This window comes from Actinoplanes sp. NPDC049598 (assembly GCF_040675435.1).
Taxonomy (GTDB): Bacteria; Actinomycetota; Actinomycetes; order Mycobacteriales; family Micromonosporaceae; genus Actinoplanes.
Genome location: NZ_JBFAOX010000005.1, coordinates 431750 through 458734, shown reverse-complemented (window position 1 = coordinate 458734; position 26985 = coordinate 431750). Strand labels below are relative to the sequence as shown.

General features: G+C 70.5%; 24 protein-coding genes and 1 tRNA gene. 12 read left to right on the top strand and 13 right to left on the bottom strand.

Annotated features, from left to right (window positions below; all coding sequences use genetic code 11):
• Positions 1 to 117 precede the first annotated feature (117 nt).
• Positions 118 to 924, bottom strand: coding sequence for an alpha/beta hydrolase (locus tag AB0J66_RS15580; protein WP_364660223.1), 807 nt, complete (start codon positions 922 to 924; stop codon positions 118 to 120).
• A gap of 22 nt (positions 925 to 946) precedes the next feature.
• Here AB0J66_RS15580 and AB0J66_RS15575 point away from each other — a divergent pair, with 22 nt between their 5' ends.
• Positions 947 to 1306 (top strand): helix-turn-helix domain-containing protein, encoded by a 360-nt coding sequence (locus AB0J66_RS15575; protein ID WP_364660221.1) that lies wholly within the window; start codon positions 947 to 949, stop codon positions 1304 to 1306.
• On the opposite strand, the gene AB0J66_RS15570 is transcribed toward AB0J66_RS15575, so the two are convergent.
• Positions 1296 to 1757 (bottom strand): hypothetical protein, encoded by a 462-nt coding sequence (locus AB0J66_RS15570; RefSeq protein WP_364660219.1) that lies wholly within the window; start codon positions 1755 to 1757, stop codon positions 1296 to 1298. The two genes, AB0J66_RS15575 and AB0J66_RS15570, sit on opposite strands and share 11 nt — an antisense overlap.
• A gap of 47 nt (positions 1758 to 1804) precedes the next feature.
• On the opposite strand from AB0J66_RS15570, the gene AB0J66_RS15565 reads away from it, so the two are divergent.
• Positions 1805 to 2959, top strand: coding sequence for a serine hydrolase domain-containing protein (locus AB0J66_RS15565; RefSeq protein WP_364660217.1), 1155 nt, complete (start codon positions 1805 to 1807; stop codon positions 2957 to 2959).
• Positions 2960 to 2972: 13 nt separating this feature from the next.
• Positions 2973 to 3374 carry a nuclear transport factor 2 family protein gene (locus AB0J66_RS15560; RefSeq protein ID WP_364660215.1) on the top strand — a complete coding sequence of 134 codons (402 nt, stop codon included), beginning with the start codon at positions 2973 to 2975 and terminating at the stop codon, positions 3372 to 3374.
• Here AB0J66_RS15560 and AB0J66_RS15555 read toward each other — a convergent pair.
• Positions 3298 to 4809: a CocE/NonD family hydrolase gene (locus AB0J66_RS15555; protein ID WP_364660213.1), complete on the bottom strand. Its 1512-nt coding sequence runs from the start codon at positions 4807 to 4809 to the stop codon at positions 3298 to 3300. The genes AB0J66_RS15560 and AB0J66_RS15555 overlap by 77 nt on opposite strands.
• Entirely contained in the window at positions 4803 to 4964 is a 162-nt protein-coding gene (locus tag AB0J66_RS15550; protein WP_364660211.1) for a hypothetical protein, read from the bottom strand. The genes AB0J66_RS15555 and AB0J66_RS15550 overlap by 7 nt, the downstream gene beginning before the upstream one ends.
• A gap of 116 nt (positions 4965 to 5080) precedes the next feature.
• Between AB0J66_RS15550 and AB0J66_RS15545 the strand changes: the two genes are divergently transcribed.
• The gene (locus AB0J66_RS15545; RefSeq protein ID WP_364660209.1) at positions 5081 to 7117 is read left to right on the top strand and encodes a protein kinase; all 2037 of its coding nucleotides are present in this window, start codon (positions 5081 to 5083) and stop codon (positions 7115 to 7117) included.
• A 146-nt stretch (positions 7118 to 7263) separates the two neighbouring features.
• Here AB0J66_RS15545 and AB0J66_RS15540 read toward each other — a convergent pair whose 3' ends face one another.
• Positions 7264 to 8187: a DUF5937 family protein gene (locus tag AB0J66_RS15540; protein ID WP_364660207.1), complete on the bottom strand. Its 924-nt coding sequence runs from the start codon at positions 8185 to 8187 to the stop codon at positions 7264 to 7266.
• A gap of 71 nt (positions 8188 to 8258) precedes the next feature.
• Here AB0J66_RS15540 and AB0J66_RS15535 point away from each other — a divergent pair, with 71 nt between their 5' ends.
• Positions 8259 to 9029: an isocitrate lyase/phosphoenolpyruvate mutase family protein gene (locus AB0J66_RS15535; RefSeq protein ID WP_364660205.1), complete on the top strand. Its 771-nt coding sequence runs from the start codon at positions 8259 to 8261 to the stop codon at positions 9027 to 9029.
• 3 nt (positions 9030 to 9032) lie between these two features.
• On the opposite strand, the gene AB0J66_RS15530 is transcribed toward AB0J66_RS15535, so the two are convergent.
• The 7 genes from AB0J66_RS15530 to AB0J66_RS15500 all read right to left on the bottom strand — a co-directional run bounded on the left by AB0J66_RS15530 (position 9033) and on the right by AB0J66_RS15500 (position 14954).
• Positions 9033 to 9344: a hypothetical protein gene (locus tag AB0J66_RS15530; protein ID WP_364660203.1), complete on the bottom strand. Its 312-nt coding sequence runs from the start codon at positions 9342 to 9344 to the stop codon at positions 9033 to 9035.
• Between the two features lie 81 nt (positions 9345 to 9425).
• Positions 9426 to 10676: an acyltransferase gene (locus AB0J66_RS15525; protein ID WP_364660201.1), complete on the bottom strand. Its 1251-nt coding sequence runs from the start codon at positions 10674 to 10676 to the stop codon at positions 9426 to 9428.
• Positions 10677 to 10765: 89 nt separating this feature from the next.
• The gene (locus tag AB0J66_RS15520) at positions 10766 to 12202 is read right to left on the bottom strand and encodes a PLP-dependent aminotransferase family protein (protein WP_364660199.1); all 1437 of its coding nucleotides are present in this window, start codon (positions 12200 to 12202) and stop codon (positions 10766 to 10768) included.
• A 360-nt stretch (positions 12203 to 12562) separates the two neighbouring features.
• Positions 12563 to 12823, bottom strand: a complete 261-nt coding sequence (locus tag AB0J66_RS15515; RefSeq protein ID WP_364660197.1) for a helix-turn-helix transcriptional regulator — start codon at positions 12821 to 12823, stop codon at positions 12563 to 12565.
• A 497-nt stretch (positions 12824 to 13320) separates the two neighbouring features.
• Positions 13321 to 13392 (bottom strand) — tRNA-Arg (locus AB0J66_RS15510).
• Positions 13393 to 13491: 99 nt separating this feature from the next.
• Positions 13492 to 14148 carry a DUF305 domain-containing protein gene (locus AB0J66_RS15505; RefSeq protein WP_364660195.1) on the bottom strand — a complete coding sequence of 219 codons (657 nt, stop codon included), beginning with the start codon at positions 14146 to 14148 and terminating at the stop codon, positions 13492 to 13494.
• Positions 14148 to 14954: a DUF3105 domain-containing protein gene (locus tag AB0J66_RS15500; protein WP_364660193.1), complete on the bottom strand. Its 807-nt coding sequence runs from the start codon at positions 14952 to 14954 to the stop codon at positions 14148 to 14150. The genes AB0J66_RS15505 and AB0J66_RS15500 overlap by 1 nt, the downstream gene beginning before the upstream one ends.
• An 85-nt stretch (positions 14955 to 15039) precedes the next feature.
• Between AB0J66_RS15500 and argS the strand changes: the two genes are divergently transcribed.
• The 4 genes from argS to thrC all read left to right on the top strand — a co-directional run bounded on the left by argS (position 15040) and on the right by thrC (position 20525).
• On the top strand, positions 15040 to 16704 hold the full coding sequence (gene argS, locus AB0J66_RS15495; RefSeq protein ID WP_364660191.1) for an arginine--tRNA ligase: 1665 nt from the start codon (positions 15040 to 15042) through the stop codon (positions 16702 to 16704).
• A gap of 2 nt (positions 16705 to 16706) precedes the next feature.
• On the top strand, positions 16707 to 18092 hold the full coding sequence (lysA, locus tag AB0J66_RS15490) for a diaminopimelate decarboxylase (protein ID WP_364660189.1): 1386 nt from the start codon (positions 16707 to 16709) through the stop codon (positions 18090 to 18092).
• Positions 18089 to 19396 (top strand): homoserine dehydrogenase, encoded by a 1308-nt coding sequence (locus AB0J66_RS15485; protein WP_364660187.1) that lies wholly within the window; start codon positions 18089 to 18091, stop codon positions 19394 to 19396. Before lysA ends, AB0J66_RS15485 begins: the two co-directional genes overlap by 4 nt.
• 79 nt (positions 19397 to 19475) lie before the next feature.
• Positions 19476 to 20525, top strand: a complete 1050-nt coding sequence (thrC, locus tag AB0J66_RS15480; protein WP_364660185.1) for a threonine synthase — start codon at positions 19476 to 19478, stop codon at positions 20523 to 20525.
• On the opposite strand, the gene AB0J66_RS15475 is transcribed toward thrC, so the two are convergent.
• The gene (locus tag AB0J66_RS15475; protein WP_364660183.1) at positions 20511 to 20966 is read right to left on the bottom strand and encodes a MarR family transcriptional regulator; all 456 of its coding nucleotides are present in this window, start codon (positions 20964 to 20966) and stop codon (positions 20511 to 20513) included. The genes thrC and AB0J66_RS15475 overlap by 15 nt on opposite strands.
• A gap of 192 nt (positions 20967 to 21158) precedes the next feature.
• On the opposite strand from AB0J66_RS15475, the gene AB0J66_RS15470 reads away from it, so the two are divergent.
• From AB0J66_RS15470 to thrB, 3 genes are all read left to right on the top strand, one after another.
• The gene (locus tag AB0J66_RS15470) at positions 21159 to 24362 is read left to right on the top strand and encodes an efflux RND transporter permease subunit (RefSeq protein ID WP_364660181.1); all 3204 of its coding nucleotides are present in this window, start codon (positions 21159 to 21161) and stop codon (positions 24360 to 24362) included.
• Between the two features lie 23 nt (positions 24363 to 24385).
• The gene (locus tag AB0J66_RS15465; protein WP_364660179.1) at positions 24386 to 25777 is read left to right on the top strand and encodes an MFS transporter; all 1392 of its coding nucleotides are present in this window, start codon (positions 24386 to 24388) and stop codon (positions 25775 to 25777) included.
• Between the two features lie 218 nt (positions 25778 to 25995).
• Positions 25996 to 26907: a homoserine kinase gene (thrB, locus tag AB0J66_RS15460; RefSeq protein WP_364660177.1), complete on the top strand. Its 912-nt coding sequence runs from the start codon at positions 25996 to 25998 to the stop codon at positions 26905 to 26907.
• Positions 26908 to 26985: the final 78 nt, after the last annotated feature.

The window sequence follows — 26985 nt, the reverse complement described above, 5'->3', positions numbered from 1 at the left end:
TGCTGAATGCCTTCGCCATCACCTTCGGTGACCGCTGGCCGGCCGCCGAAACCTACTAACCAAGCGCCGGAAACACCGATCTTGGTACGGACCCGGGCGGATCCCGCGGGCTTGGGGTCAGCCGTGGGCGTGGAGGAATGTGGCGGTCTCGGTCACGGCCTGGGTGACGTACGGGTCGGCGTCGTACAGGTCGACGTGGCGGTCGGTGTCGAGCCAGATCGTCTGGTCGGCGGACATCGCCTTGGCCAGGTCGGGGGAGCAGTAGGCGTCCTGGCGGCCGTGGATGATCAGGCTCGGGGGCAGCAGGGGGCGTACGCCCAGCACGTCTAGGGTCATCAGGCTGTGCAGGGAGCCTCGGGTGACCCGGTTGGTCCAGTTGGTGGTGTGGGCCGAGTAGTAGGACCAGGGTTCCTCGCCGGGCATCGCGGCCTCGCCGGACTCGGCTACGGCCGGAAGGAAGTCGTCGTAGCGGATGAGCATGTCGCTGAGGGCGCCGCGGTAGGCGGACAGGCCCATGCGGTCGGCGAACCAGGCGGGGCTGTTGTAGGCGCCGGCGATGCCCACGACCGCCGTGACGCGGGGGTCGGTGGCGGCGGCGCGCATGGCGTAGCCGCCGCCCAGGCAGATACCGACCAGGGCGACCCGGTGGTCGGGGGCCAGCAGCGAGACCGCGGCGCGCAGGTCGGCCAGTTTGCCCTGGCTGTCCTCGTGCTGGGGGCGGCCTTCGCTCTCGCCGAACCCGCGGTGGTCGAAGGCCAGGGTGGTGAAGCCGGCGGCGGCCAGCCGGGCCGCGTACAGGCCGGTGACCTGCTCCTTGACGCCGGTGAAGGGTCCGGTGAGGACGATGGCGCGGTCGGTGCCGGCGCGGTGGAGGATGCCGGAGAGGGCCAGGCCCTCGCTACTGAAGGTCACTCGCTCGGTCACGCCGTGACACTAGGCTGCGGGCGTGGCAGATCGACAGAAGGCACTTTCAGGTGCCTATGACATCGTCGTCCCGGATGTGCTCGAGGAAAGCTGCGTGACCCGGCAGGCGCTGGAGCGACTGGCCGCGAAGTGGCGGGTCCTGCTGGTCTATTCGCTGCTGGCGGGGCCGCGGCGGCCGGCCGAGTTGCGGCGGCGGGTGCCGGGGATCACGCAGAAGATGCTGACCGAGACGCTGCGCGGCATGGAAGCGGACGGGCTCGTCGAGCGGCGGGTGCTCAAACAGGCGGCGCCGCAGCACGTCGAGTACGAGCTGACGGCGCTCGGGCTGACGCTGGAGGAGCCCTTGGCCGCGATCTGCAAGTGGGCCTCGGTCAATCATTGAGCTGGGCGCGCTCGATCTCGGCCAGGGTGGCCGTGAAGACGGGCTTGGCGTCGCGGCCGTGCAGGAGCTCGGCCAGCAGCAGGGCGGCGTGGCGGGCCAGCACCTCCGGTTTCGGGGGCGGGGTCTCGTCCTCCTCGAGCACGCCGAGGGCGCCCGCGAGCAGCAGCAGGATCACGTGCGGGTCGACGTCGGGTTGCCAGGTGGCGGCCGAGCGGACGGTGCGCTCGAGCACGTCGCGTACGGCGTCGCCGTCGAGACCGTCGGGATGGGCCTCCTCGAGCAGCAGGCGGGTGGCCGTGCCGAGCATCAGGCCGTGATCGAGGGCCGCGAGGTCGTTAACGGCCGGTGTGAGGGCGTCGGCGTCGTGGACCCGGGCCGCGGCGACGGCCTCGGTGGCCGCGACGGCGATGGGCCGGGCCGGGGCCGGCAGATGCCGCCAGTTCTGTTCCATGACGGAGACCATAGCGACGACCTCCGACAAAAAAGGAAGATGACGACATGCCATCACAGCTGCAGCAAGCGATGGCCGCGCGGGTCGAGCGCGGCGAGTTCCCGGGTCTGGTGGCGCTGGTCGCCCGCGACGACAACGTGCTGGTGGAAACAGCCGGGGTGACCGCGTTCGGCGGTGACGTGCCGATGCGCCGGGACACGCCGTTCCGGATCGCCTCGATGACCAAGCCGGTGATGGCGGTGGCCACGCTGATGCTGGCCGAGGACGACGTGCTCGACCTGGAGGAGCCGGTGGCCCAGCTGCTGCCCGAGCTCGCCGGTCAGCGCGTGCTGGCCCGGCCCGACGGCCCGTTGAGCGAGACGGTGGCGGCCGAGCGGCCGATGACGATCGAGGACCTGCTGACGTTCACGCTCGGTTTCGGCGCGGTCATCGCGGGCGACCAGGTCGACCCGCCGTGGCCCGTCGTCCGGGCCTGGCAGGAGCTCGGCCTGCAGATGCTCGGGATGTTCCCCCGCATCCCGCACGAGCCGGACGAGTGGGTCAAGCGCTTCGCGAGCCTGCCACTGATCACCCAGCCCGGGCAGCAGTGGCACTACAACACCGGCACGCTGGTGCTCAGCGCGCTGCTCGCGCGAGCGGCCGGTAAGCCGCTGGGTGACCTGCTGCGGGAGCGGATCTTCGAGCCGCTCGGCATGCGGCACACCGGCTTCTCGGTGCCCCTGCCGTTGGCGGCCGAGTTGCCCACGCACTACGAGAACGGCGCCGAGCCGGAGATCGGCGGCGCTGATGTCTGGAGCACGCCGCCGGCTTTTCCGTCCGGCTCGGGCGGGCTGGTGAGCACCGCCGACGACTACCTGGCCTTCGCGCGCCTGCTGCTCAACAAGGGCGTCCACGGGGGCACCCGGCTGCTGTCCGAGCAGTCGGTCACGGCGATGACGACCAACCACCTCTCCCCGGAGCAGATCGAGTCGGGTTCCTTCTTCCTCGAGGGCAGCGGGTGGGGCTACGGTCTGGCCGTCACGGTCAAGCCGGACGAGGTGTCCGGGCCCGGGCGGTACGGGTGGTCCGGCGGACTGGGTACGACGTGGTTCAACGACCCGACCGAGGGTCTCACCCTGATCGTGCTCAGCCAGGTCTCGGATCTGTTGTGGAACGGAACGATCGGCGAGTTCGGCCAGCTGGCGTACAACTGGCGACCGTGAGAGGGGGAGCGCGATGACGAGTCTCGACGCGGTGACGGCGTGGGTCGGCAACTACCGGAAGGCGTGGGAGTCCAACGATCCGCGGGACATCGGGGGTTTGTTCGCCGAGGACGCGGCGTACTTCACCGAGCCCTACGCCAAGCCGTGGATCGGCCGCGACACGATCGTCAAGAAGTGGCTCGCCATCAAGGACGAGCCCGGCTCCACCACCTTCGAGTGGCACCCGGTGCTGGTCACCGAGGAGCTGGCCATCATCGAGGCGACGACCGTCTATCCCAATGACGTCTACAGCAACCTGTGGCTGCTGCGCCTGGACCAGCTGGGCCAGGCGCGGCAGTTCACGGAGTGGTGGATGAAGCAACCGGCAGCAGCAGCCGCGAGCCCGCGCAGTGGATCGAGTGCAGGCACGGGGTGAGGGTCCGCGACTCGGCCGGGGTGCCGGGCAGGCCCGGGTTGCGGGCGAAGCGCGGGAACGAGCCGCCGGAGATCTGCAGGCGCAGCCGGTGGCTGGCCCGCAGGCGGTGGAAGCACGCGTCCAGGGCCAGGGAAAGATGCTGTACTTCGCCGGCCGGCACGGCCGGGTCGAGGCGGCGGTGATGGTCGGAGAAGTTGCGGGAACGGCCGTGCTCGTCGACGTCGCAGAGCCGTACGAAGACGTCCGCGTGGGCCGGGTCGACCGAGAGGGCCAGCTCCAGCGTGGGCGAGCCGATCACGTCGATCGCCGTCGGCAGCGGGTCGGTCGTGAAGGTGACCACGTCGGGTCGTGACTCCAGCTTGCGGTTGTCCTTGACGCCCATCGAGCCGACCAGCGTGCGGCCCCCGACCGTCGGCGTCGGCCGCCGCGGGTCGTAACGGAAGCTGACCGTCTCGCCGGGCCCGGCCCACGGGGGAGACGCGGCGGCCGCACCCGTGGGAGAGGCGGAGAACGTCAGCGTGCGCGAGGCGTGCAGCTGAAACACCGCGGGGGTGGCCGGCGGCGGCCAGGCCGGGAGCGAGTGCCAGCGGCCCTCGCCGGTGCGGTGGACGCGGACCGGGGCTTTGCGGGCGGCCGGCCCGCCGGCCAGGTGCTGGTCGAGCCAGGCGAGCCCCTCCCGGGCCACGACGCCGGCGCCCTTCAGACCGAGTTGAAGGTGCGTCCACGGTCTGACGGTGAGGGCCACCTCGACGCTGCGGGCGCGCAAGGACTCGTACTGGTGAAGGGTCTGAGTCAAAAAGAGATCCTGCCAGCCACTGATCAAAAGGGTCGGTGTGGAAACCGCGTCGAGGGCGCCGCCGGCGCGATAGGGCTGCCACCACGGGTCGTCGCCGTCGGGATGGGAGAGCCATTCGCGGTACCACGGGGCGCGGCCGCGCAGAATCGGATCGGCGGCGTCGGGCATCGGCAGACCGGCCAGAGCGGGACGGAGGCGGCGCTGGGCCGAGACATTGTTCCGTACGCGGGTGAAAACGTTGCCGTCCTCCTGATGGGCGATCATGTCGCTCCAGCCGAGAAAGTCGCCGAGGGTGAACGCACCCGTGCCGAAGACGGCCTCGCGGAAATCGTGCGGCCCGACCAGAACGACCGCGGCCCGCAATTCCGGCGGCGGATCCTGCATCAGCGCCCACTGCGCCCAGCCCAGATAGGACGCGCCGAAGGTGGCCAGCCGCCCGTTGAACCAGGACTGTTCCCGCAGCCAGGCCACCGTGTCGTGGCCGTCCTCGGCCTCCTGGGCCATCGGGCGGAACTCCCCACCGGAGCCGAAGGTGCCGCGCACGCTCTGAATCAGCACGTGATAGCCGCGCGCGGCATAGAGCCGCCCCTCCAGGGCCGAGTTCGGCAGGCCCCGGCCGTACGGAGTACGGATCAGCACAGTGCCGTGCGACTCCCCTCGGGCGCGAAATGATCGGCGACCAGCACGACGCCGTCGCGCATCGGGATGCGCACGCCCGTCACCGAGTACCCGGTCGCGGCGGGGGCGACCCGCAGCACCCGGCCGAGAGCCGCGTCGGCCCAACGAAATGCCATGATCAATTCTCCCCACGCCTGATAACCGTCGGAAATGATAAGTGAAATGCGAATGTGAATGCCATTCGAGTGGGCCCGGATGTGCGAATTTCCGGCCGGACGGGCACACTGCCACGGTGGAGGTTCGGGAAAAACTCGGCGGCCGATACAAATTGCTCGGCGAGTTGGGCAGTGGCGGCATGGCGGTGGTCTGGCGCGCCCGCGACGAGGTGCTCGGCCGCCGCGTCGCCGTCAAGGTGCTGGCCGCCCGTTTCGCGGGCGACCCGCAGTCGCGTGCCCGCATCCGCGACGAGGCGCGGGCCGCCGCCACCCTGTCCCACCCCAACATCGCCCAGGTCTACGACTTCGGCGAGGCGCTGGAGACCGGCACACCATTGCCCTACGTGGTGATGGAGCTGATCAACGGACCGACCCTGCAACAGAGAGTGGCGTCGGGTCCGTTACCGCCCCGCAAGGTCTTCCGCATCTGCGGCGAGGTGGCGGCGGCGCTGGCCGCGGCCCACGCCGACGGCCTGGTCCACCGAGACATCAAAATGGCCAACATCATGGTCACTCCGGCCGGGGCCAAGGTCGTCGACTTCGGCATCGCCGCCGCGGTCGGCCTCGAACCCGAGGAGATGCTGGTCGGCACCCCGGCCTACCTCGCCCCCGAGCGCCTCGCCGGCGCCGCGGTCGAGCCCGCCTCCGATGTGTACGCGCTCGGCGTGCTCCTCTACCGGCTGCTCGCCCACGAATCCCCGTGGAGCGTCGAGAGCACGACCCAGATGCTCCGGGCCCACGTCTACGTGGAGCCGGCCCCCCTGCCCGACCAGCCCGGCGTGCCCCCCTCGGTGGCCGACCTCATCGCCCGCTGCCTGCGCAAGGACCCCGCCGAACGCCCGACCGCAAGCGAGGTCTCCCTCATCCTGGCCGACGCGGCCGAGGCCGCAGCCGCCGAGGCGGTACGCGACGAAGCCCGCGACACAGGCGCAGACATCCCGCACCCGGCGCCACCCGGGGACGGCGCGCCCCCTGCGTATCCAACGTCCGGAACCGAACACCTTCCGCCCGCCTCGGCCAGCGGCGGGTCGATGCCATCCGCAGCCCGGCGCGAGTCACTGCCATTCGCGTCGCCCGCATCCGCCGGGTCGCCCGCACCTGCTGGACCGCCCGCGTCGGCCAGGCGGCCCGCGTCGCCCGCATCCGCCGGGTCGCCCGCACCTGCTGGACCGCCCGCGTCGGCCAGGCGGCCCGCGTCGTCCGCGTCCGCCGGCTCGTCCGCGTCCGCCGGCTCGCCCGCATCCGGTGGATCGCCCGCGTCTGCCGAGTGGCCGGTGTCGGCCGGGCCCGCCGGGTCGGGCGGGTGGGCTGGGTTGGCATCGTCCGATCCTGGGGCCACGGTGGCGTTCGGTGGTGGTGCTGGGGTGACGTCGGGTCGCCCTGGTCGAGGCGGTTCTGGGCGGGTCGCCTTTGATCGGGGGGCCGCGGCTGCGGCGACTCGCATCGATTCATCCGACATTCCGGGCCGGTCGCGTGGCGCTTCGGGTGGGCTTCGGGGCGTACAGCCAAAGACGTGGCAGCTCGCCGGTGGCGCGGCAGTGGCCTTGATCGGCGCCGGGCTGGCGGTCTGGGGCTTGTCCGGTGACGGCGACGGCGAGGATGCCCGGCGGCAGCAAGCAGTCGTCGCCCCGACCTCGCCCGCCCCCGCCGCCAGTCGCGGCTTCGGCTCACCCACCGTGCGCGCCACCCGCCATGGGCAGGCACCCACCGTCATCCCCTCGTCGGGACAGCCAGCAACCGTCGCGAGTGGACCGGCACCCTCCGTAGGCGCCTCGGTAATACCGATAGTGCCGTCCGGCACCACCACGCCGACCCCCAGCGACTCGCCCGAGGCGCCGCCCTCGACCACCGCCGCCCCGCCCGAGGGCAAGCAGATCACCTCGGCCGGCGGCTCGATCCGCGCCGTCTGCGAGCGCGGCAAGGCCCGGTTGACCACGTGGGAGCCTGCCCCCGGCTACACCGCCCGGGAGGTCGAGGCCGGCCCGGCCATCACCGCCCGCATCCTCTTCGCCACCGCGGACACCGAGGTCGAAGCCGGTAAGCCGGCTAAGAAATACCGCATCACCGTCACCTGCGTCGCCGGCCAGCCCACCCCGGTCGTCCTACCCCTCTGACCCGGCTCACCTCTCCACGGTCTCGCGTGGCTGGTGTCCGCCGGGGCGGGCCGGGCGCAAGGTCTCCGGTCGAGCCGAGGGCGACCACATCGGGCGGCGCCGCGATCTGAAGTTTTTCTTCGGGGTGTGGGTGGCGGCCGGCTCGGTCACCCCGAGGGTTCGGCGGGGCTGCCGGCGGCCATGAGGGCGTCGGCGACCGCTGTCCGGGTGTTGAGCATCGAGCGGCCCTGGCGGTGGGTCGTGACCAGGCCGGCCGCGCGGAGGGTGGTCAAATGCTGTGAGATGCCACCAGCGGTGATGCCGGTACGGCGGGCCAGCTCTGTTGTGGACAGCGGCGTCGACAGCTCGGTCAGGACGCGGGCGCGGCCGCGGCCCAGCACCGCGCTCAACGCGTCCGGTGGGTGGGCGGGGCGCTCCCACAACGTGGCCACGCCGCGGGCCGGGTAGGCGATCTGCGGGGTGTCGCCGGCCGAGACGGTGAGGACCGTGGGCCAGGCGAAAACCGACGGGATGAGGATCAGGCCGCGGCCGGCCGGGACGTCGGGGGCCAAGCAGTGCGGTTGGTCGACCTGGAGGATGCCGTCGGCCCAGGTGACGCTGGGGTGCAGGTCGTTCAGGACGACGTCGGCCCCGTCGGCGGCGAGGCGGCGGGCCTGGCGTTGCACCTCGGCGTCGAGCAGGGCGCGCATGCGGGGCCAGTCCGGCTCGATGGCGGCGGCCCAGAACGCGGCGATCTCGTCGGCCAGCCGGGGCAGGTCAGTGACGGGCAGGCCCGCGGCCCGTACGGCCTCGGGGGGTGTGGCCAGCAGGTCGGTCAGCTCGCGGTCGAGGTCGGGCGACAGCCCGGTCGGCGGCGGGGTCAGGAAGTCGGGCGAGTAGCCGCCGGTCGGCGCGATCAGGGCCGCGAGCAGGCCGTCGGCGGGCAGCGAGACCCGGGCCGCCCAGGGCCGGTGCACGGCCGGCACGCCGGGATCACGCAGGATCCGTACGGCCGTCAGCACTTCCCACAGGCAGGACACGGCGAGGCGTACGCGCGTGGCCGAGGCCGCCGACAGGGCGATGGAGACCAATTCCGACTCCGTGGTTTTAGCTGGAGCTCAAACCTTACGACGCCGGCCGGTCCTCGCGAAGACTCGTTCCCGTGACCGACAAAGCTGCTCTCTTCCGCTCCCTGCACATTCCCGGCACCCCGCTCGTCCTGGTCAACGTCTGGGACGCGGCCACCGCCCGGATCGCCGCCGCCTCCGGAGCCCCGGCCGTCGCCACGACCAGCGCGGGCGTGGCCTGGAGCTTGGGCGCGCCGGACGGGGACGCGCTCGACCGGGCCGAGGCGATCGCCGCGATCCGCCGGGTCGCGGCCGCCGTGGAAGTGCCGGTGACGGCCGACATCGAGTCGGGTTTCGGGGCGACCCCGGCTGAGGTGGCCGAGACCGTACGCCTCGTGGCCGAGGCCGGCGCCGTCGGCGTGAACCTGGAGGACGGCGACCGGACCGTCGAGGAGCAGGCGGAGCGGATCACGGCCGCCCGTACCGCCGGGGTGTTCGTCAACGCGCGGCTCGATGCCTACCTACGGGGGCGGGGCGACCTGGACGAAACGGTCGCGCGGGCTCAGGCCTTCATCGAGGCGGGCGCCGACGGCATCTTCGTGCCGGGCGTGGTCGATCCGTCCACAGTGGCCGCGCTGGCCGAGCGGATCCCGGCCCCGCTCAACATCCTGACCGGGCCGGGCGCGCCCACGGTGGGGGAGCTGGCCAAGCTGGGCGTGGCCCGGGTCAGCCTCGGCTCGGGGGCGGCCCAGGCCGCGTACGGCATGTTCCGTCGCGTGACCCGGCAGGCGCTCGAGGAAGGCACCTACGCGGAAGAGCTCGCCGAGTCGTACGACTTCGGCGAGCTCAACGATCTGATGCGGTGACCGCTATTCGGCGTACCGGGTGGGCGGGAACGGGTTGTCCGCGCTGAGCGGCGTCGTCTCGCCCTCCGCCTCCTGGCGGGACGTCACGCTCTCGATGTCCTGCTCGACGCTGTCGGCCTGCGGGTCGTAGGGCACCGGGTCGTCGGTGGCCGGCGGCACGTCGCCCGCGTCGTAGTCGGTGACCCCGGCCTCGGCCCGCTCCTGCTCGGTCCGGCGCGCCAGCTCGTCGTCGTCGAGGTGCGCGGGGCTACCGCCGTGGAACCGGCGGTCGCGCTCGCCCTCGGCCGCCTCGGTATTGAAGTTCTCCCTGGTCATGTCGCTATCCCCTTCCCTCTCGGGGTCGGGCTTACCCGGCCCCGCGCGCGGATAACCGAAGGTGTCTCGTGCGTCACCGCCTCAGCGGGGCGCGACCGGCTGAAGGTGAAGCACCTCGGTCGGCGCCTCCTGCGCGTCGGGGGTCTCGCGGGCCTCGTGCTGGCCGGGCCGGCGACGGGCGGGGAAGCGACGGCCCACCTTCTTGGTGAGCTTCATGATCCAGCGGCGGGCGGGCTCCTCCACGTACCGGTGGGCGCCCTCGCCGACCAGCAGCAGGACCGCCAGGGTGAGGAAGAAGCCGAAGTACGGGTCGAGGTCGTGGCCCTTGGCGATCGGGTCGTACGAGCTCAGCTGCCAGACCAGCCACCGGTGGGTCAGGTAGAGCGCGAAGCTGGCCACACCGAGCGTGACCATCGGCTTGGTCGAGAGGAAGCGGGCCAGCCAGCCCCGGCCCGAGCCGAGCGAGAGCAGCGCCACCGCGAACGGGATCACGAAGAACGCCCCGTAGCTGGCGACACCCCAGAAACTGCCTTCCTGGCGGTACGCGGCAAGCAGCAACACGTACGCGGGAACCACCGTCTGGATGACGTTGTGCGTGATCGAGCCCCAATTGCGTACGTGCGGGAGCAGGAACGCGACCGCCATGCCGGAGATGAAGATCGGCAGTTGGCAGAGGGGGTTGCGGTAGAGCCAGCGGTGACCCGACGCGGGGTCGGTGGCCGGCAGGGTGGCCCAGCCGCGGACCGTGAACAGCACCACCAGGGCCACGGTCAGCACGGCCACCGCCGCGATCAGGAGGACCAGCCCGCGCGGCCCCCAGCGCTTGGCGATCCGCGCCACGACCGGCACCAGGAACGGGAACATCGCGTAGAAGAACAGCTCGGCGCCGATCGACCAGCCGGGCCCGTTGTAGTACGACTGCGCGGTCAGCAGGTCGGGGCCCCACGTCTGCACGGCGAAGATGTTCTGCACCAGGGCCGACGGATATTGCTTGTGGTTGACCGCCGCGTAGAACAGGACGCAGTACGCGATCATCACCCAGTACAGCGGCATGACCCGGGCGATGCGGGCCACGTAGAACTTGATCGTCCGCCGCCCTTGCCCGATTCGCAGCTCGGGGTAGTTGTAGGCCAGCACGACGCCGGAGAGCATGAAGAACAGCGGCACCCCGATGTACCCGTAGTGGGCGACCTTGGCGAACTCCTCGGGCAGGCTCTTGGGCACCCCCATGTGCGACACGACCACCGCGATCGCAGCGATAGCCCGCAACCCGGTCAGCGCCTTGAGTTCCGGTTTGCGAGCGTGGGGTCCCAACTGAGTCGTCCCAGCCATCGAGCGGGGCACCTTTCTAAGTGGCGGTCCGCAGCCAGGGAAATCTACCGGCCCACCCCGGTCAGCCCCAACCCCAACCCGAAACTCCTTCAGTGTGCCGCCGTGCTGTCACGCACAGCAACCAGCAGGCGCCGGGCTGCTTCCTTCAGCCCTGCCGGGGGCAGATGCGAGAAGCTGAGCCGTACGAAACCAGCACCGCCCTTTTTGTCGACATGGAACCGCGGACCGGGCACGAACGACGTCCCACGCCGCTCCGCCGCCGCGAGCAGTTGGTCCGCGCTGATTCCCGCCGGCGTGGGCATCCAGACAAACCACCCACCCTTCGGCGGTTCCATCTTTGGTAAGCCGCTCAGCAGCGCGTCCCGCTGTGCGGCATATCTGGGCTTAGTAGCGGAAAGATGCCGGTCGTACGCGCCGCTCTGCCCGAAAACAGCCATGGTCAGCGCGATCGAGTGGTTCACCCCGCCCCCACTGTCCACAAAGCCCAGATCGGCCAGCCGGTCGACGATCCCCGGCGCCGCGTTGACCCACCCGAGCCGCAGCCCCGGCGCCACCGTCTTGGCGAACGACCCCAGCCGTACGACCCCGGTCTTATCGGCCAACCGCCACAGTGACGCCGGCGCCGCCCCGTCGTACGAAAGCTCCCGATAGGTGTCATCCTCGACAATCATGATTTTTTCCCGCCGCGCCACCGCCACCAGCTCCCGCCGGCGCGCATCGGGCAGGCTCCGCCCGGTCGGGTTGGCGAAGGTCGGCACGAGATAAAGCATCGGCACCCGCCGCCCCTCACCCCGCAGCTGCCGCACCCGCTCAGCCAGCGCCTCCGGCACCACCCCGTCCGCATCCCCCGGCGCCGCCACCAGCTCGACCCCGCGATCAGCCAGCACCCGCAACGCCAGGTGATAGGTCGGCGCCTCCACCAGCACCACATCCCCCGGCCGGCTCAGCACCTCAGCCACCAGCGCCAGCCCTTGCGAGGCCCCCGCCGTCACAAAGGTCTCCGCCGCCGTCCCCGAATCCCCCCGCCCCGCCAGCCAGTCGATCAGCGGTCCGGGCCCGGCTCCCCGCCCATAGGCAAGCCCCCGCCACCCGAACGTGCGGGCAGCTTCCGCCCCGGCCTCCGCCCACTCCTCAACCGGCAGCAGCTCGGGCAGCGGATGCCCCCACCCCAGATCCAGAACCCCAGGCCGCTCCACGAATTGCAGCAATCGCTCCCCGCCCATGCCCGGCACCGTACCGTCGCTCTCAGAACCGGAACCGAATTCTCGGCCGAGGCGCACAGCGTCAACGGTGTGCCACAGAGTCCCCTCGAACCGGCTGACCTCGGCCTGGCTGATCCCGTTGGAACGAGCCACGGCCGCCCAGTTGCCGGCGGCCTCGGCGACCTCGCCGAGAATGTCGCGGGCTTGACTGCCGGTCAGGTCGAAACTCGCCGCATATACGAGGCCTCCGCACCGGGATCCCCGCAGCCTCGGCCAGGTCGAGAGCCGTCTTCTCCCACGCGATGACATTCCACCCGTCGGCATGGTGAGGAAATTTATCGATCATCAAACGGTCGTCGTCCCGTACCGAAGCCTTGGGCCGGGCGCCACCGAGCGAGCCAGTTCCAGCATCCAAGAGGATTTCGATTGCTTCCATGTTTTCCGGCTCGTCGCGGGCGACGGCGTTGGCGGCATACAGCAGGGAAGGCAGGGCGATGAGTTTAGGTACCATCGCTGAAGGCTCCGGGCAGTCCTTGCGGCAGCGGCCACGAACCGGCGTTCAGTGGAAGCGCGGGATCGACTGCATAGGCACCCGGCATGGCGATGTAGTCGCGATCGTAGGAGAAGGTCGCGGTTAATCGGGCCCGGCGCGACCATCGATCTCGACGTACGTATGGATGCGGTTCACTGGCGCACACGCTTCGGTAGGGCCTCATCAGCGCGAGCCCGGCCAAGATCGGTCTCATAGGGATCCGTAGCCGCCACCAGGGACTCCAACACACCCAAGGCGCGGGCGACACTCAGGAAGGCCTGTAAACCGACGCCGGTGTCTCCGGTTTCGATCCGTCGCAACGTGTTCCGGGAAATGCCGGCTCGCTCGGCCACCTGCACGGCAGTGAGGCCTTGCAGCTTCCGCCAAGCCACGAACTGCTCCCCGATACTCACGGCAGCAGTCGTCACCCGCACCGACGGCCGAGGCACAACACTCCCAACCTAACGCCCAATATCCTGACCATTAAATCTGACCCTGCGGCACTGCGGCCTGCCTCCGGAAGCCCATACGGGCTGGTAATGCCGCCGTCAGCCGCCCTGTCTCGTTGTCGGGATCGAGCGAGGCCAGGTCTGACCTGCCTTGCCGCCCGGGAGTGTCGGCTCGATGAGTTCTTCGATCGCGGTGACCAGTCTTCTCGCGTGCACGCACGGGAAATCCCTACGCACATTGCGCCGGTCTGCAGCCACCTCTACCCGCCGCCTGCACCGACCATGCGGCCCCTAGCGGGAAGGGGGGCAACCGCAACCATCTCGCCTGGCGTGAGTCACGCTCTGGGCGGGGGTCCGGGGGCGGAGCCCCACGGCGTGGGGTCTGGGGCTCGGGCCCCAGGAATAGAAACGGGCATCCTTGGTCCGCGCTCTTCAGCGGACAGAGGATGCCCAGATGCTCGTGCCCCCGGCAGGATTCGAACCTGCGCTTTCGCCTCCGGAGGGCGACGCTCTATCCCCTGAGCTACGGGGGCCCAGTGGTTCAGAAGCCTAGCAGGCCCCCAGGATGGGCCGCCAACCGGATATGGGTCGGCCCGCGCCGGAGCGCGGGCCGAGGGTGGTGCGGGGCAGGGTCAGCTGCCCTGGATGCTTTTCAGGAGCTGGTCTATCAGGGTGATTTCGCTCTGCTGGCTGGTGACCATCGTGCCGGCCAGCCAGGTGACGTCTTTGTTGTCGGAGAGTTTGAGGATCTCCTGGGCCATGTGGATGCCGCCCAGGTGGTGCTGGCGCATCAGGGTGAGGAACTGGACGTCGAGGTCTTTGCCCTTGGCCTCGCGGAGTTTGGCCAACTGCTCGGGGGTGGCCATGCCGGGCATGAGGCCGTTGACGACCGAGCCGGCGCTGTCGGGCATCCAGGCCATCGGCTCCTGGGAGCTGGTGGGGCTGAGGCTCCAGTTGCGCAGCCAGGCCTGCATGTAGCCGATCTGGCCGTGCTGGGTCAGGGCGATGTCACCGGAGAGGGTGACGATGCGCGAGTCGGTGGAGTCGGCGTGGGCGATCATCGACATTTCGACGGCCTGGGCGTGGTGGGTCGACATGTCGCGCAGGAAGCCGGCTTCGACCGAGTCGTCGGCCGGGTGGGTGAGGCGGGGGATCAGGACGCCGCCGCCGAGGCCCAGGGCCAGGCCGAGCACGAGGGTGGCGACGAGCCACCAGAGGCCGACCCGGCGGCCGCCGCCCGAGGTGATCGGGGCGGCGGCCGGGACGGATCGGTCGGTGGAGACCGGCATTATTTGCCCGTCATCCCGGTGCCGGTGGCGGCGGCGGTGACCGGGCCGGTGGTGGTGTTGCCGCTGGAGCAGGCCGCGCCGGGCTCCATGGAGGCGTTGAGGCGCGCGTTCTTGATGAACTCGTCGATCTTGCCGTCGTTCACGTCGTCGGTCTTGTACTGGTAGCCCCAGACCTGGACGGAGACGTTCTTGTCGAGGCCGGCGTAGGGCGACATGAGCATGTAGTCCTGGCCCTGGACCTTCTTCTTGAGCACGTCGACCTGGTCGGCCGCGAGGCCCTGCTTGTACGTGATCCAGACCGCGCCGTGCTCGAGGCTGTGCACCGCGTGCTCGTTGGCGATGGGCTGGTCGTAGATGTCGCCCATGCAGTTCTGCCAGACGCCGTTGTGGGCGCCGCCGACCGGCGGGCTGGTGATGTACTGCAGGGTGCCGTCCTTGTGGTCGCGGGCGTCGATGGCCGCGTTCTTCTGGGCGCGGTAGTCGACGACGCCGTCGATGGCGTTGACCCTGTCCTCCCAGCTGCCGCCGCCCTTGACCGCGGCGAAGACGCCGTAGCCGATGATGCCGACCGCGATCAGCACGACGACACCGGCCACCGCGATGGGGCCCCAGTTGCGGCCGCCGGCGACCTTGACCGGCGTGACCGGCTTGCGGCCCTTGCCGCCCTTCCCGGGGGCTGACTTCTTGGCGCCGGGACGAGACGCGCCGGGGCGTGAACCACCCGCGGGCGGCTTGCCCTGACCGGAGGTCTTGCCGACCTTGACACTGGACGGGACCCTCTCGGGACCCGGCGTGCTCATGCTCATCGTTCCTCGTCGATTCGTCAGGAGGGGGAAAGCGGTGCGTGGGTGGCCACCGAGCGTCGAAGTCTACCCCCGATAGCATGGTTGAGTGACTCCCGCCAACCTTGCTTCCACCGTTCTCTCAGCTGCTCGTGCCGTGTTCGAGACCCGCGGCCTCGACCTCTCCGCGCTGCCGGAGTCGACGACGGTGGAGCGGCCCCGCAACCCCGAGCACGGCGACTACGCCTCGACGCTCGCCCTGCAACTGGGCAAGAAGGCCGGTGTGGCGCCGCGTGAGCTGGCCGCCGCCCTGGCCGAGGAGCTGAGCAGCCAGCCGGGCGTCAAGTCGGTGGAGATCGCCGGGCCGGGCTTCCTCAACATCCGGCTCGACGCGGCCGCCGCGGGCGTGCTGGCCCGCGACATCGTGCTGGCCGGCCCGGAGTACGGCCATTCCGGGACGCTGACCGGCGAGAAGATCAATCTCGAGTTCGTGTCGGCCAACCCGACCGGGCCGGTGCACATCGGCGGCGTGCGGTGGGCCGCCGTCGGCGACGCGCTCTCCCGGCTGCTGCGGGCGGCCGGGGCCGACGTCGGCACGGAGTACTACTTCAACGATGCCGGCTCGCAGATCGACCGCTTCGCCAAGTCGCTGCTGGCCAGCGCCAAGGGCGAGCCCGCCCCCGAGGACGGCTACGGCGGCGCGTACATCGCCGAGATCGCCACCGCGGTCACCGCCGAGGCCCCCGACGTGCTCCAGCTGGGCGACGAGGAAGCGCTCGAGACGTTCCGCCGGGTCGGTGTCGACCTGATGTTCGCCGAGATCAAGCAGTCGCTGACCGAGTTCGGCGTGCACTTCGACACGTACTTCAACGAGAAGGACCTGCACGACCGGGGCGAGTTGCAGGAGGCCCTGGACCGGCTGCGCGAGCAGGGGCACATCTTCGAGGCCGACGGCGCGACCTGGTTGCGGACGACCGAGTTCGGCGACGACAAGGACCGGGTGCTGCGCAAGTCCGACGGCGACTGGACCTACTTCGCCGCCGACTGCGCCTACTACCTCGACAAGCGCAAGCGCGGGTTCGACCGGGTCGTGATCATGCTGGGGGCCGACCACCACGGCTACATCGGCCGGATGAAGGCGATGTCGGCCTGCTTCGGCGACGACCCGGCGAAAAACCTCGAGATCCTGATCGGCCAGCTGGTCAATCTGGTGCGTGACGGCGAGCCCGTACGGATGAGCAAGCGCGCCGGCACCGTCATCACGCTGGAGGACTTCGTCGAGGCCCTGGGCGTCGACGCCACGCGGTACGCGCTGGCCCGCTACTCGTCCGACTCGCCGATCAACCTCGACATCGAGATCTGGACCCGGGCCAGCAACGAGAACCCGGTCTACTACGTCCAGTACGTGGCCGCCCGCACCTTCAACGTCGCGATCAACGCCCGCGACAAGGGCGTGACCCGGGGCGAGGCCGGCGACTTCAAGCCCGAGCTACTCAGCCACGAGAAGGAGAACGACCTCCTCAAGGCCCTCGGTGAGTACCCGGCCGTGGTGGCCCGGAGCGCCCAGCTGCGCGAGCCGCACCACGTCGCCCGTTACCTCGAGGAGCTGGCCGGGGCGTACCACCGCTTCTACGACAAGTGCCGGGTCACGCCGCAGGGCGACGAGCCGGTCACCGACACCCACCGCGCGCGGCTCTGGCTCAACGACGCCACCCGTACGGTGATTGCCAACGGTTTGGGCCTGCTCGGCGTCTCGGCGCCCGAAAGGATGTAGGGATGCGAGCGCATGAGGCCGGGGCGCTGCACGGCGACCTCGGGCACCGGGGTCCTGCCTGGCTGCGTTCCCCGGAGGATGTCAACGCCCTGGTGCCGGAGCTGTGGCCGCGCACCGTGAACCGGGCCGAGAAGGGCCATCTGGAGATCGGCGGCGTCAGCGTCACCGATCTGGCGGCCGAGCACGGCACCCCGGCGTACCTGCTGGACGAGGACGATCTGCGCTCGCGCTGCCGCGAGTTCAAGGAGGCCTTCGGCGACGCCGACGTCTTCTACGCCGGCAAGTCCTTCCTCTGCAAGGCGGTCGTCCGCATCGTCGAGGAGGAGGGCCTGTTCCTCGACGTCTGCTCGGGCGGCGAGCTGGCGGTCGCCCTCGCCGCCGGTTTCCCACCGGAGCGGCTGGGCTTCCACGGCAACAACAAGTCGATCTCCGAATTGCGAAGGGCGCTCGACGCCGGAGTCGGCCGCATCATCGTCGACTCATTTCAGGAGATCGACCGCCTGACCGAAATGTCCCGAGCGGCAGGCCGGCGGCCGAACGTTCTCATTCGCGTCACGGTGGGTGTCGAGGCTCACACTCACGAGTTCATCGCGACGGCCCACGAGGACCAGAAGTTCGGGTTCTCGCTGGCCGGCGGAGCCGCGTTCCAGGCCGCCATCAAGATCCTTGATGAAGGAACGCTGGAGCTCAAGGGCCTGCACTCGCACATCGGCTCGCAGATCTTCGACACGAGCGGCTTCGAGGTGGCGGCCCGGCGCGTGCTCGAGCTGCAGGCCCAGATCCGCGACGCCCGCGGCGTGGAGCTGCCCGACCTCGACCTGGGCGGCGGCTTCGGCATCGCGTACACCACCCAGGACACCCCCTCCACCCCGGGTGACCTGGCGAAACGACTCAACAAGATCATCGAGAGCGAGTGCGATCTGGCCTCGCTGCGCAAGCCCAGGATCTCGATCGAGCCGGGTCGGGCCATCGTCGGTCCCGCCGTCTTCACGCTGTACGAGGTGGGCACGGTCAAGGACGTCGACGGCATCCGGACGTACGTGAGCGTCGACGGCGGCATGAGCGACAACATCCGTACGGCCCTGTATGACGCCTCCTACTCGGCCACGGTGGCCAGCCGGGAAAGCGACGCCGAGCCCATGCTGGCCCGCGTGGTGGGAAAGCATTGTGAATCCGGGGACATCGTCGTGAAGGATGAATTCCTGCCCGCGGACGTGCAGGCCGGAGATCTTCTCGCGGTGCCCGGCACCGGCGCGTACTGCCGGAGCATGGCCAGCAACTACAACCACGTCCCACGGCCGCCGGTGGTGGCGGTGCGCGACGGCGCCTCGCGCGTCATCGTGCGCCGGGAGACCGAGGACGACCTGCTCGCATTGGATGTCGGATGAGTGTGAAACCGGTACGCCTGGCCCTGCTGGGCTGCGGCACCGTCGGTTCGGAAGTGGTCCGCCTGCTGCACGACCAGGCCGGTGACCTGACGGCCCGGATCGGGGCCCCGCTGGAGATCGTGGGGATCGCGGTGCGCCGGCTGGGCCGCGAGCGCGGCGACCTCCCGGTCGACCCGGCGCTGTTCACCACCGACGCCCTCGGCCTGGTCAAGCGGGACGACGTCGACGTGGTGATCGAGGTGGTGGGCGGCATCGAGCCGTCGCGGACCTGGCTCGTCGAGGCCCTGCGGGCCGGCAAGAGCGTGGTCACGGCCAACAAGGCGCTGCTGGCCGAGGACGGCGGGGCGCTGCACGACGCGGCCGCCGAGGGGGAGGCGGATCTGTACTACGAGGCCTCGGTGGCCGGGGCCATCCCGCTGCTGCGCCCGCTGCGCGAGTCGCTGCATGGGGACAGGGTCACCCGGGTCACCGGCATCGTGAACGGCACGACCAACTTCATCCTCTCGTCCATGGACGCCACCGGCGCCGGCTTCAGCGAGGCCCTGGACGAGGCGACCGAGCTGGGTTATGCGGAGGCCGACCCGACCGCCGACGTCGAGGGCTTCGACGCCGCGGCCAAGGCGGCCATCCTGGCCTCGCTGGCCTTCCACACCCGGGTGACCAACGAGGACGTCTTCCGCGAGGGCATGACCGGCGTGACCGCCGGCGACATGGCCAGCGCGCAGGAGATGGGCTGCACCATCAAGCTGCTCTGCATCGCCGAGCGCGGCCCGGACGGGACCGGCCAGGAATCGGTCAGCGTCCGCGTGCACCCGGCGATGATCCCGCGCAGCCACCCGCTGGCCAGCGTGGGCGACGCCTTCAACGCGGTCTTCGTCGAGGCCGACGCGGCCGGCCAGCTGATGTTCTACGGCCGCGGCGCGGGCGGGCGGCCGACCGCGAGCGCGGTGCTCGGTGACATCGTCGCGGCGGCCCGCAACCGGCTCGCCGGCACCCGGGCGCCGAGCGAGAGCAACTACGCCCACCTGCCGGTACGCCCGATCGGCACGGCCGTGACGCGGTACCACATCAACCTCGACGTGGACGACCGGCCGGGCGTGCTGGCCGCCGTGGCCGGTGTCTTCGCCCAGCACGAGGTGTCGATCGCGACCGTGCGCCAGTCGGGCCGCGAGGAGGACGCCAAGCTGGTCATCGTGACCCACGGCGCGCCCGACGCCAGCCTGGCCGCCACCGTCGAGTCGCTGAGCCGGCTCGAGATCGTCCGTTCCATCGCCAGTGTGCTGCGGGTCGAGGGCGGCGTCTAAATCCCGCATGCTGGGCCAATAGTCTCAAGATTCGGCGAGTTGCGGCACTCTACAGACCTGCCTAGGTGAGGAGACGACCATGTACCGGGGACTGATCGAGGCGTACCGGGACCGGCTGCCGGTCACCGACGCCACCCCCGTGGTCACACTGCACGAGGGCAACACGCCGCTCGTGCCCGCCCCGGTGCTGTCGCAGCGCACGGGGGCCGACGTCTACCTCAAGGTCGAGGGGGCCAACCCGACCGGCTCGTTCAAGGACCGCGGCATGACCATGGCCGTGTCCAAGGCGGTCGAGGACGGGGCCAAGGCGATCATCTGCGCCTCCACCGGCAACACCAGCGCGTCCGCCGCCGCGTACGCCGCCCGGGCGGGCCTGACCTGTGCCGTGCTCGTCCCGCAGGGCAAGATCGCGCTGGGCAAGCTGGCCCAGGCGCTCGTCCACGGGGCCAAGCTGCTGCAGGTCAACGGCAACTTCGACGACTGCCTGGCGCTCGCCTCGAAGCTGTCCCAGGACTTCCCGGTGGCCCTGGTCAACTCGGTCAACATCTTCCGGCTGCACGGGCAGAAGACGGCCTCGTTCGAGATCGTCGAGGCCCTCGGCGACGCCCCCGACATCCACTGCCTCCCGGTCGGCAACGCGGGCAACATCTCCGCGTACTGGATGGGCTACCAGGAGGACAGGGCGGAGGGCAACAGCACCAAACTGCCCAAGATGTACGGGTTCCAGGCGTCGGGCGCGGCCCCGATCGTGACCGGCCGGGTCGTCGAGGAGCCGTCCACGATCGCCACTGCCATCCGCATCGGCAACCCGGCGAGCTGGACCAAGGCGCTCGACGCGCGCGACTCCTCGGGCGGGCTGATCGCCGCCGTGACCGACCGCGAGATCCTCACCGCGTACCGCCTGCTGGCCCGCGAGGTCGGCGTCTTCGTCGAGCTGGCCAGTGCGGCCAGCGTGGCCGGGCTGCTCCAGCAGGCCCAGGCGGGCCAGGTGCCGGCCGGCTCGACCGTGGTCTGCACGGTCACCGGGCACGGCCTCAAGGACCCGGAGTGGGCCATCTCGACCGCGCCCTCGCCGACCACGATCCAGAACGACGTGCTGATCGCGGCCCGCGAGCTAGGCCTGGCCTGAGCTCCACCCCTCGTCGGCGACCTTGAGTAACAGCAGGGACGCCTGACACACCACGTCGAGCTCCTCGGCTGAGAGACGGCTGAGGAGCGCGCGCATCTTGGCGTCCCCGGCGTTGAAGATGCTCCCGATGAGCTCGCTGCCCGCCCGTGAGAGGCCGATCCGGCGTACCCGCCGGTCGTGCAGATCCTCCGTGCGGGTGACCAGATCCTGGACCACCAGCCGGTCGATCATGCCGCTGAGCGCGGCGGCGCCGACGCCGAGCAGCCGGGCGAGCTCACCGAACGGCACATTGCCGTGCCGGGAGAGCAGCATGAGTATTTTGAGCTGCGACAACGTCAGGTGCGAGGAGAACAGCGGATCGGCCTGGTCCTCGGCGATCAGGTCCTGCAGGCGGTGCTGCGCGCCCATAATGTCCGCGATGAGCTGTTCTTTTTCGGCCAACGCCGGCGGCCCTCTTCCCTGTGACGTGTTGATGGCCGGTCTGCGTCCCCGTCCGACCGCCCCGCCCACCACCCTTGGACGGACTAAAGGCTGCCCGTCTGTCGGACGGTACCAGCGCACCCCCGCGAAAAACCATTTGTTCGCGTCGGGCAAACTATTCATGCTGGACGAACTATTACCGGGGGAGCGCACATGTCATTCCTGACCCGGCTCAGCCTCGCCAACAGAGGCCTGGTCGCCCTGATCGCCATCGTCATCACCGGCTTCGGGATCGTCGCGATCCCGTCGCTGAAGCAGCAGTTGTTCCCGTCGATCGAGTTCCCCGCGGCCTTCGTGACCGCGACGCTGCCGGGCGCCGGCCCGGAGATCATCCAGGATCAGATCACCGAGCCCCTCGAGGACGCCGCCAAGGGCCTCGACGGCATCGACAGCGTCACCTCGACCACCCGTGAGGGCGTGGCCACGGTGACCGTGGCCTTCGTCTACGGCACCGACATCGACCAGGCGGTCAACCAGCTGACGACCGCCGTCAACCGGGCCCAGCCGCAGCTGCCGGACGACGTCGAGCCGACCATCTTCGCGGGCAGCACCGACGACATCCCGGCCATCATCCTGGCCGCGTCGGGCGGGAGCGACGAGAGCGCGCTGCTCGACAAGCTCAACGAGACGGTCGTGCCCGAGATCAACGCCATCGAGGGCGTGCGGGACACCACCATCACCGGCGCGCGCTCCCAGCAGGTGGTGATCACCCCCGACCTGGCCAAGCTGACCGCCGCCGGCGTCAACCCGCAGTCGATCACCACGGTGCTCCAGCAGAACGGCATCTCGGTGCCGGCCGGCGCCGTCAACGACGGCCAGAAGTCGCTGACCGTGCAGGTGGGCACGCCGATCACCTCGGTCGACCAGCTCAAGCAGGTCTACCTCACCGGCAGCCGGGGCCCGGTCCAGCTCGGCTCGGTGGCCACGGTCGAGAGCAAGCTGCCGGTCGCCACCTCGTACACCCGCACCGACGGCGTCGACAGCCTCGGCATCGCCGTCACCGCGCGGCCCGACGGCAACCCGGTCGACATCTCCCACGAGGTGCGCGACAAGCTGGCCGACCTCGAGAAGGACTCCGGGGCCAAGCTGACCGTCGTCACCGACCAGGCGCCGTTCGTCGAGCGCTCGATCGAGAGCCTGACCACCGAGGGCCTGCTCGGCCTGGTGATGGCCGTGATCGTCATCCTGATCTTCCTCATGTCGGTGCGCTCGACCCTGGTCACGGCGGTCTCCATCCCGCTGTCCGTGCTGATCGCCCTGATCGCGCTCTGGATCGGCGACTACACGCTCAACCTGCTCACCCTCGGCGCCCTGACGATCGCCATCGGCCGGGTGGTCGACGACTCGATCGTCGTGCTGGAGAACATCAAGCGACATCTGGAGTACGGCGAGGAGAAGGTCCACGCGATCATCTCGGCCGTGCGTGAGGTGTCCGGCGCGGTGACCGCGTCCACCCTGACCACGGTGGCCGTGTTCGCCCCGATCGCCCTGGTCGGCGGTTTCGTCGGGCAGATCTTCTCGTCCTTCGCGATCACCGTGACCGTGGCCCTGATCGCCTCGCTCTTCGTGGCCCTGACCGTGGTGCCGGTGCTGGCGTACTGGTTCCTCAAGCAGCCGGCCGAGGGCACCGACACCGAGGCGGTCCGCCGGGCGGCCGAGGAGAAGGAGCGGCGCAACCCGCTGCAGCGTGGCTACCTGCCGGTGATCCGCTTCGCCACCAAGCGCCGCTGGACCACCCTGAGCATCGGCCTGGTCGTGCTGATCGGCACGCTGGGCCTGGCCACCCAGCTCAAGACGAACTTCCTCGACCAGTCGGGCCAGGACTCGCTGACCATCAGCCAGGAGCTGCCGGTCGGCACCAACCTGGCCACGACCGACGCCGCCGCCAAGAAGATCGAGGGCGTGCTGGCCGACTCCGACGGGGTCAAGACGTACCAGGTCTCGATCGGCAGCGGGGGCGACTTCAACCCGTTCGTGGGTGGGGGTGGCGCCAGCACGGCCACCTTCAACGTCGGCCTCAACTCCGACACCGACGCCGAGGAGATGACCGGCAAGCTGCGCGACGAGATCGCCAAGCTGGGCGACGTGGGCGAGGTCACCGTCGGCGCCGACGACTCCGGTCTGGGCGGCGGCAGCGAGCTCTCGGTCCAGGTCAAGTCGGCCGACTCGGAGGCGCTGAGCGCCGCCACCGAGCAGGTGCAGAAGGCGATGTCCGAGACCCCGGGTGTCATCGACGCCAAGAGCACGCTGGCCGCGAGCGTCCCGCGTCTCGACGTGACCGTGAAGCGGGACGTCGCCGCGCAGAACGGTCTGACCGAGGCCTCGATCGCGCAGACGGTGGCCGGGGCGTTCCGGTCGGCGCCGGCCGGCCAGATCTCGGTCGACGGCAGCACCCAGGACGTCGTGATCTCGTTCGGCTCCGCCCCGGCCGCCCCGGCCGACCCGGCCGCGCTGGCCAAGCTGCCGATCACCGGTGCCCGGGGCGTCCTGCCGCTGAGCCAGGTGGCCGACATCAAGCAGGTCAGCGGCCCGGAGGAGGTCACCCGGGTCGACGGCGAGCGGACCGTCTCGGTGACCGGCACGGCGACCGGCTCCGACCTCGGCGCGGCCACCCGCGACCTGCAGAAGAAGATCGACGCGCTGACCCTGCCGGCCGGCGCCAGCGCCTCCATCGGTGGCGCCAGCGCCGACCAGGCCGAGGCGTTCCAGCAGCTCGGCCTGGCCGTGCTGGCCGCCATCGCGATCGTCTTCATCATCATGGTGGCGACGTTCCGCAGCCTGATCCAGCCGGTCATCCTGCTGGTGTCGATCCCGTTCGCGGCGACCGGAGCGATCATCCTGCTGCTCCTCACCGGCACCGCGCTCGGCGTGCCGGCCCTGATCGGTGTGTTGATGCTGGTCGGCATCGTGGTGACGAACGCCATCGTGCTGATGGATCTGATCAACCATTACCGGGCCCAGGGCATGGGCGTGCAGGAGGCGGTGATCGAGGGTGGCCGGCACCGGCTGCGCCCGATCCTGATGACCGCCATCGCGACCATCTTCGCGCTGATCCCGATGGCGCTCGGCCTGACCGGCGAGGGCGGCTTCATCTCGCAGCCACTGGCCATTGTGGTCATCGGTGGTCTGGTCAGCTCCACGCTGCTGACCCTGGTGCTGGTGCCGACGCTCTACACCATGGTCGAGAACCGTAAGGAGAAGCGGCGGGCCAAGCGCCTGGCCAAGAAGGGCGTCGCGCCGGCCGAGCCGGTGACGCCCGAGGCCGGGGCGGAGGAGCCCAAGGCGCCGGCCTCCGCGCTGCGCGGATACACCGACCAGTTCGAGGTCCTCAAGATGCCCAAGCGCCAGGAGGGCTGACCAGCACCGGTAGGTTCTGGTACGTGGCAAGAACGTTTTCGGTCCTTACCAGGAACAGGGACTTCCGCCGGCTCTTCGGAGCCGAGCTGGTGGTCTTCGGTTCCGACTGGTTCGTCATGGTCCCGCTGCTGGTGCTGCTCCCCGAGCTCACCGGCAGCGGGATCTGGGGCGGTCTGGTGCTCGCGGTCGACACCGGCGTCAACGCCCTGCTCCTGCCGTTCACCGGCACCCTGGCCGACCGCTTCGACCGGCGCAAGATCCTGATCGCGTCGAACCTCGCCGTCTTCGCCGCCGTGCTGCTGCTGTTCACGGTCCGCTCCGCCGCGACGGCCCCGCTGGCCCTGGTCGCGATCGGCGCGATGGCGGTCGCGAAGTCGTTCTACTCGCCGGCCGCCTCGGCCGCCCTGCCCAACATCGTCGACCCCGAGGATCTGTCCGCGGCCAACGCGGTCTCCGGCTCGACGTGGGGCACCATGACGATCGTCGGCGCCTCGCTGGGCGGCGTCGTCGGGGCCGCCTTCGGCCCGTACGTCAGCTTCGGCGTCGCCGCCTCGTTCCTGCTCGCCGGGGCTTTGCTCACGTCGCTGATCCGCCGCCCGATGCAGGCGCCGCGGGCGGACGCCGCACCCCAGCCGACGTGGCACGCGATGCGCGAGTCGTTCGGCTACCTGCGGGCCCATCCGCGGATCCGGGCCCTGGTCACCGTGAAGAGCGCGGTCGGCCTGGGCAACGGCGTGCTCACCGTCTTCCCGCTGATCGCCGCGATGCACGGGGCCGGCGTCCTCGGTGCCGGTCTGCTCTTCGCCGTTCGCGGCGCCGGCGCGCTGGTCGGCCCGTTCCTGCTGCGGCCGGTGCTGCGCCGGCAGTCGTGGTTCCTGCCCGGCCTCGCGCTGTCGATGTCGCTCTACGGAGTCGGCTACCTCGGCGTCGCGTTCTCCTCCTGGTTCCCGCTCGTGCTGCTGCTCGTCTTCGTGGCGCACCTGGCCGGCGGCGCGAACTGGACCCTGTCCAACTACGCGCTGCAGGGCGAGGTGCCGGACCGCTTGCGCGGGCGCGTCTTCGCCACCGACCTGATGCTGGCCACGATGGCCATCGCGGTGAGCCAGCTCGGCGCGACCGCGGTCGTCGACGTGGTCGACGAGCGGTTCATCCTGGCCGGCTGCGGGCTGATCACCCTGCTCTACGCGATCGGCTGGCGCCTGGCCACGCGCAAGCTGGCCGAGCCGTCAGCCGTCGGCCCCCTCGGGCCGGGACCGGGCGCTGATCAGGGCCGCGACCAGCAGGCCGAGGCCCGCCGCGAAGAAGACGGCCAGCATGAAGCCGACGATCGCGTTGAGCACGCCGATGTCGGTCACCGACAGGTCGAGCGGTCCTTGGGCGACGACCTGGACGAAGACGACGTTCCACACCATTGACACGATGACCTGGGCCAGCAGCACGAAAAGACCGGCCCGGGCCAGCCCGCCGCTGCGCCCGGGCAACCGGCGCCCGGGCATCGAGAGAATCACCAGGCCGGCCACGAGCACGGCCAGGATCGGGAACTGCACCATGAGGATGCCGAACGCATACACGATCAGAACGTAACGGGTGGGTGCGACATCCGCTGCACATGATCGCCGCCTAGCATGTGGCGATGGGCCTGACCTTCGTGACCGAGCCGGTTTCCGTGAGCACGCCGGCGACCAGCGCCAACCTCGGTCCGGGCTTCGACACGATGGGCCTCGCGCTCAGCCTCCACGACGATCTCACCGCCCGGGTCACCGGCGGCGGGTTCACGGTCGCCGTGCGCGGCGAGGGCGCGGGCGAGCTGCCCGGCGACGAGACGCATCTCGTGCTGCGGGCGATGCTCGCGACCTTCGACGAGCTCGGCGGCCGGCCGGCCGGGCTGGCCGTCGAGTGCGTCAACCGGATCCCGCAGGCGCGCGGGCTCGGCTCGTCGTCGGCCGCCATCGTCGGTGGCGTGCAACTGGCCCGGGGCCTGGTCGCCGGTGGCCTCAGCCGGCTCGGCGACGAGGCCGCGCTGCGCATCGCGGCCCGGCTCGAGGGGCATCCCGACAACGTCGCGCCCTGTCTGCTCGGCGGCTTCACCATCGCCTGGAGCGAGGGGGCGGGCGCGCGGGCCGTGCGGTTGGGCGTGTCGGATCGCGTACAGCCGACGGTCTTCGTTCCGAAGGAACGGGGTTACACCGCGTCGGCCCGGGCGGCGCTGCCCTCGGCCGTGCCGCACGCCGACGCCGCCTTCAACGCCGGCCGGGCCGCGTTGCTCACCCACGCCCTGACCAGCGCGCCCGAACTCCTGCACGCGGCCACCGAGGACCGGCTGCACCAGGGTTACCGGGCCGACGCCATGCCCGGCACCACGTCGCTCGTGGCGGCGCTGCGCTCGGTCGGCGTGGCGGCCGTGGTGAGCGGGGCCGGCCCCTCGGTGCTGGCGTTGACCGAGGTCCCGGGCGATTTCCACCCGGGAACAGAGTGGCGCGCCGAGACGTTGGGCGTGGATGCCGCCGGTGCTCTTGTCAAAGGGAGTATGGTGGAACTCGCCTAGCGGGGCCCTGTTGCCGCAGGTCGCACGAGTTGACTACGCTCGAGACCAAGCACAGCCGCTAAGCAAGCGATTCTGCGG

Excerpts from the sequence above, each read along its gene's own strand:
- AB0J66_RS15570 (WP_364660219.1), bottom strand. The coding sequence starts at position 1,757 with ATGGAACAGAACTGGCGGCATCTGCCGGCCCCGGCCCGGCCCATCGCC.
- AB0J66_RS15530 (WP_364660203.1), bottom strand. The coding sequence starts at position 9,344 with ATGACCAGGGAGAACTTCAATACCGAGGCGGCCGAGGGCGAGCGCGAC.
- AB0J66_RS15520 (WP_364660199.1), bottom strand. The coding sequence starts at position 12,202 with ATGCCGACGGGTGGAATGTCATCGCGTGGGAGAAGACGGCTCTCGACC.
- lysA (WP_364660189.1), top strand. The coding sequence starts at position 16,707 with ATGCGAGCGCATGAGGCCGGGGCGCTGCACGGCGACCTCGGGCACCGG.
- thrB (WP_364660177.1), top strand. The coding sequence starts at position 25,996 with ATGGGCCTGACCTTCGTGACCGAGCCGGTTTCCGTGAGCACGCCGGCG.
- AB0J66_RS15485 (WP_364660187.1), top strand. The coding sequence starts at position 18,089 with ATGAGTGTGAAACCGGTACGCCTGGCCCTGCTGGGCTGCGGCACCGTC.
- AB0J66_RS15550 (WP_364660211.1), bottom strand. The coding sequence starts at position 4,964 with ATGGCATTTCGTTGGGCCGACGCGGCTCTCGGCCGGGTGCTGCGGGTC.
- AB0J66_RS15525 (WP_364660201.1), bottom strand. The coding sequence starts at position 10,676 with ATGGCTGGGACGACTCAGTTGGGACCCCACGCTCGCAAACCGGAACTC.
- AB0J66_RS15505 (WP_364660195.1), bottom strand. The coding sequence starts at position 14,148 with ATGCCGGTCTCCACCGACCGATCCGTCCCGGCCGCCGCCCCGATCACC.
- AB0J66_RS15565 (WP_364660217.1), top strand. The coding sequence starts at position 1,805 with ATGCCATCACAGCTGCAGCAAGCGATGGCCGCGCGGGTCGAGCGCGGC.
- AB0J66_RS15500 (WP_364660193.1), bottom strand. The coding sequence starts at position 14,954 with ATGAGCATGAGCACGCCGGGTCCCGAGAGGGTCCCGTCCAGTGTCAAG.
- AB0J66_RS15470 (WP_364660181.1), top strand. The coding sequence starts at position 21,159 with ATGTCATTCCTGACCCGGCTCAGCCTCGCCAACAGAGGCCTGGTCGCC.
- AB0J66_RS15560 (WP_364660215.1), top strand. The coding sequence starts at position 2,973 with ATGACGAGTCTCGACGCGGTGACGGCGTGGGTCGGCAACTACCGGAAG.
- thrC (WP_364660185.1), top strand. The coding sequence starts at position 19,476 with ATGTACCGGGGACTGATCGAGGCGTACCGGGACCGGCTGCCGGTCACC.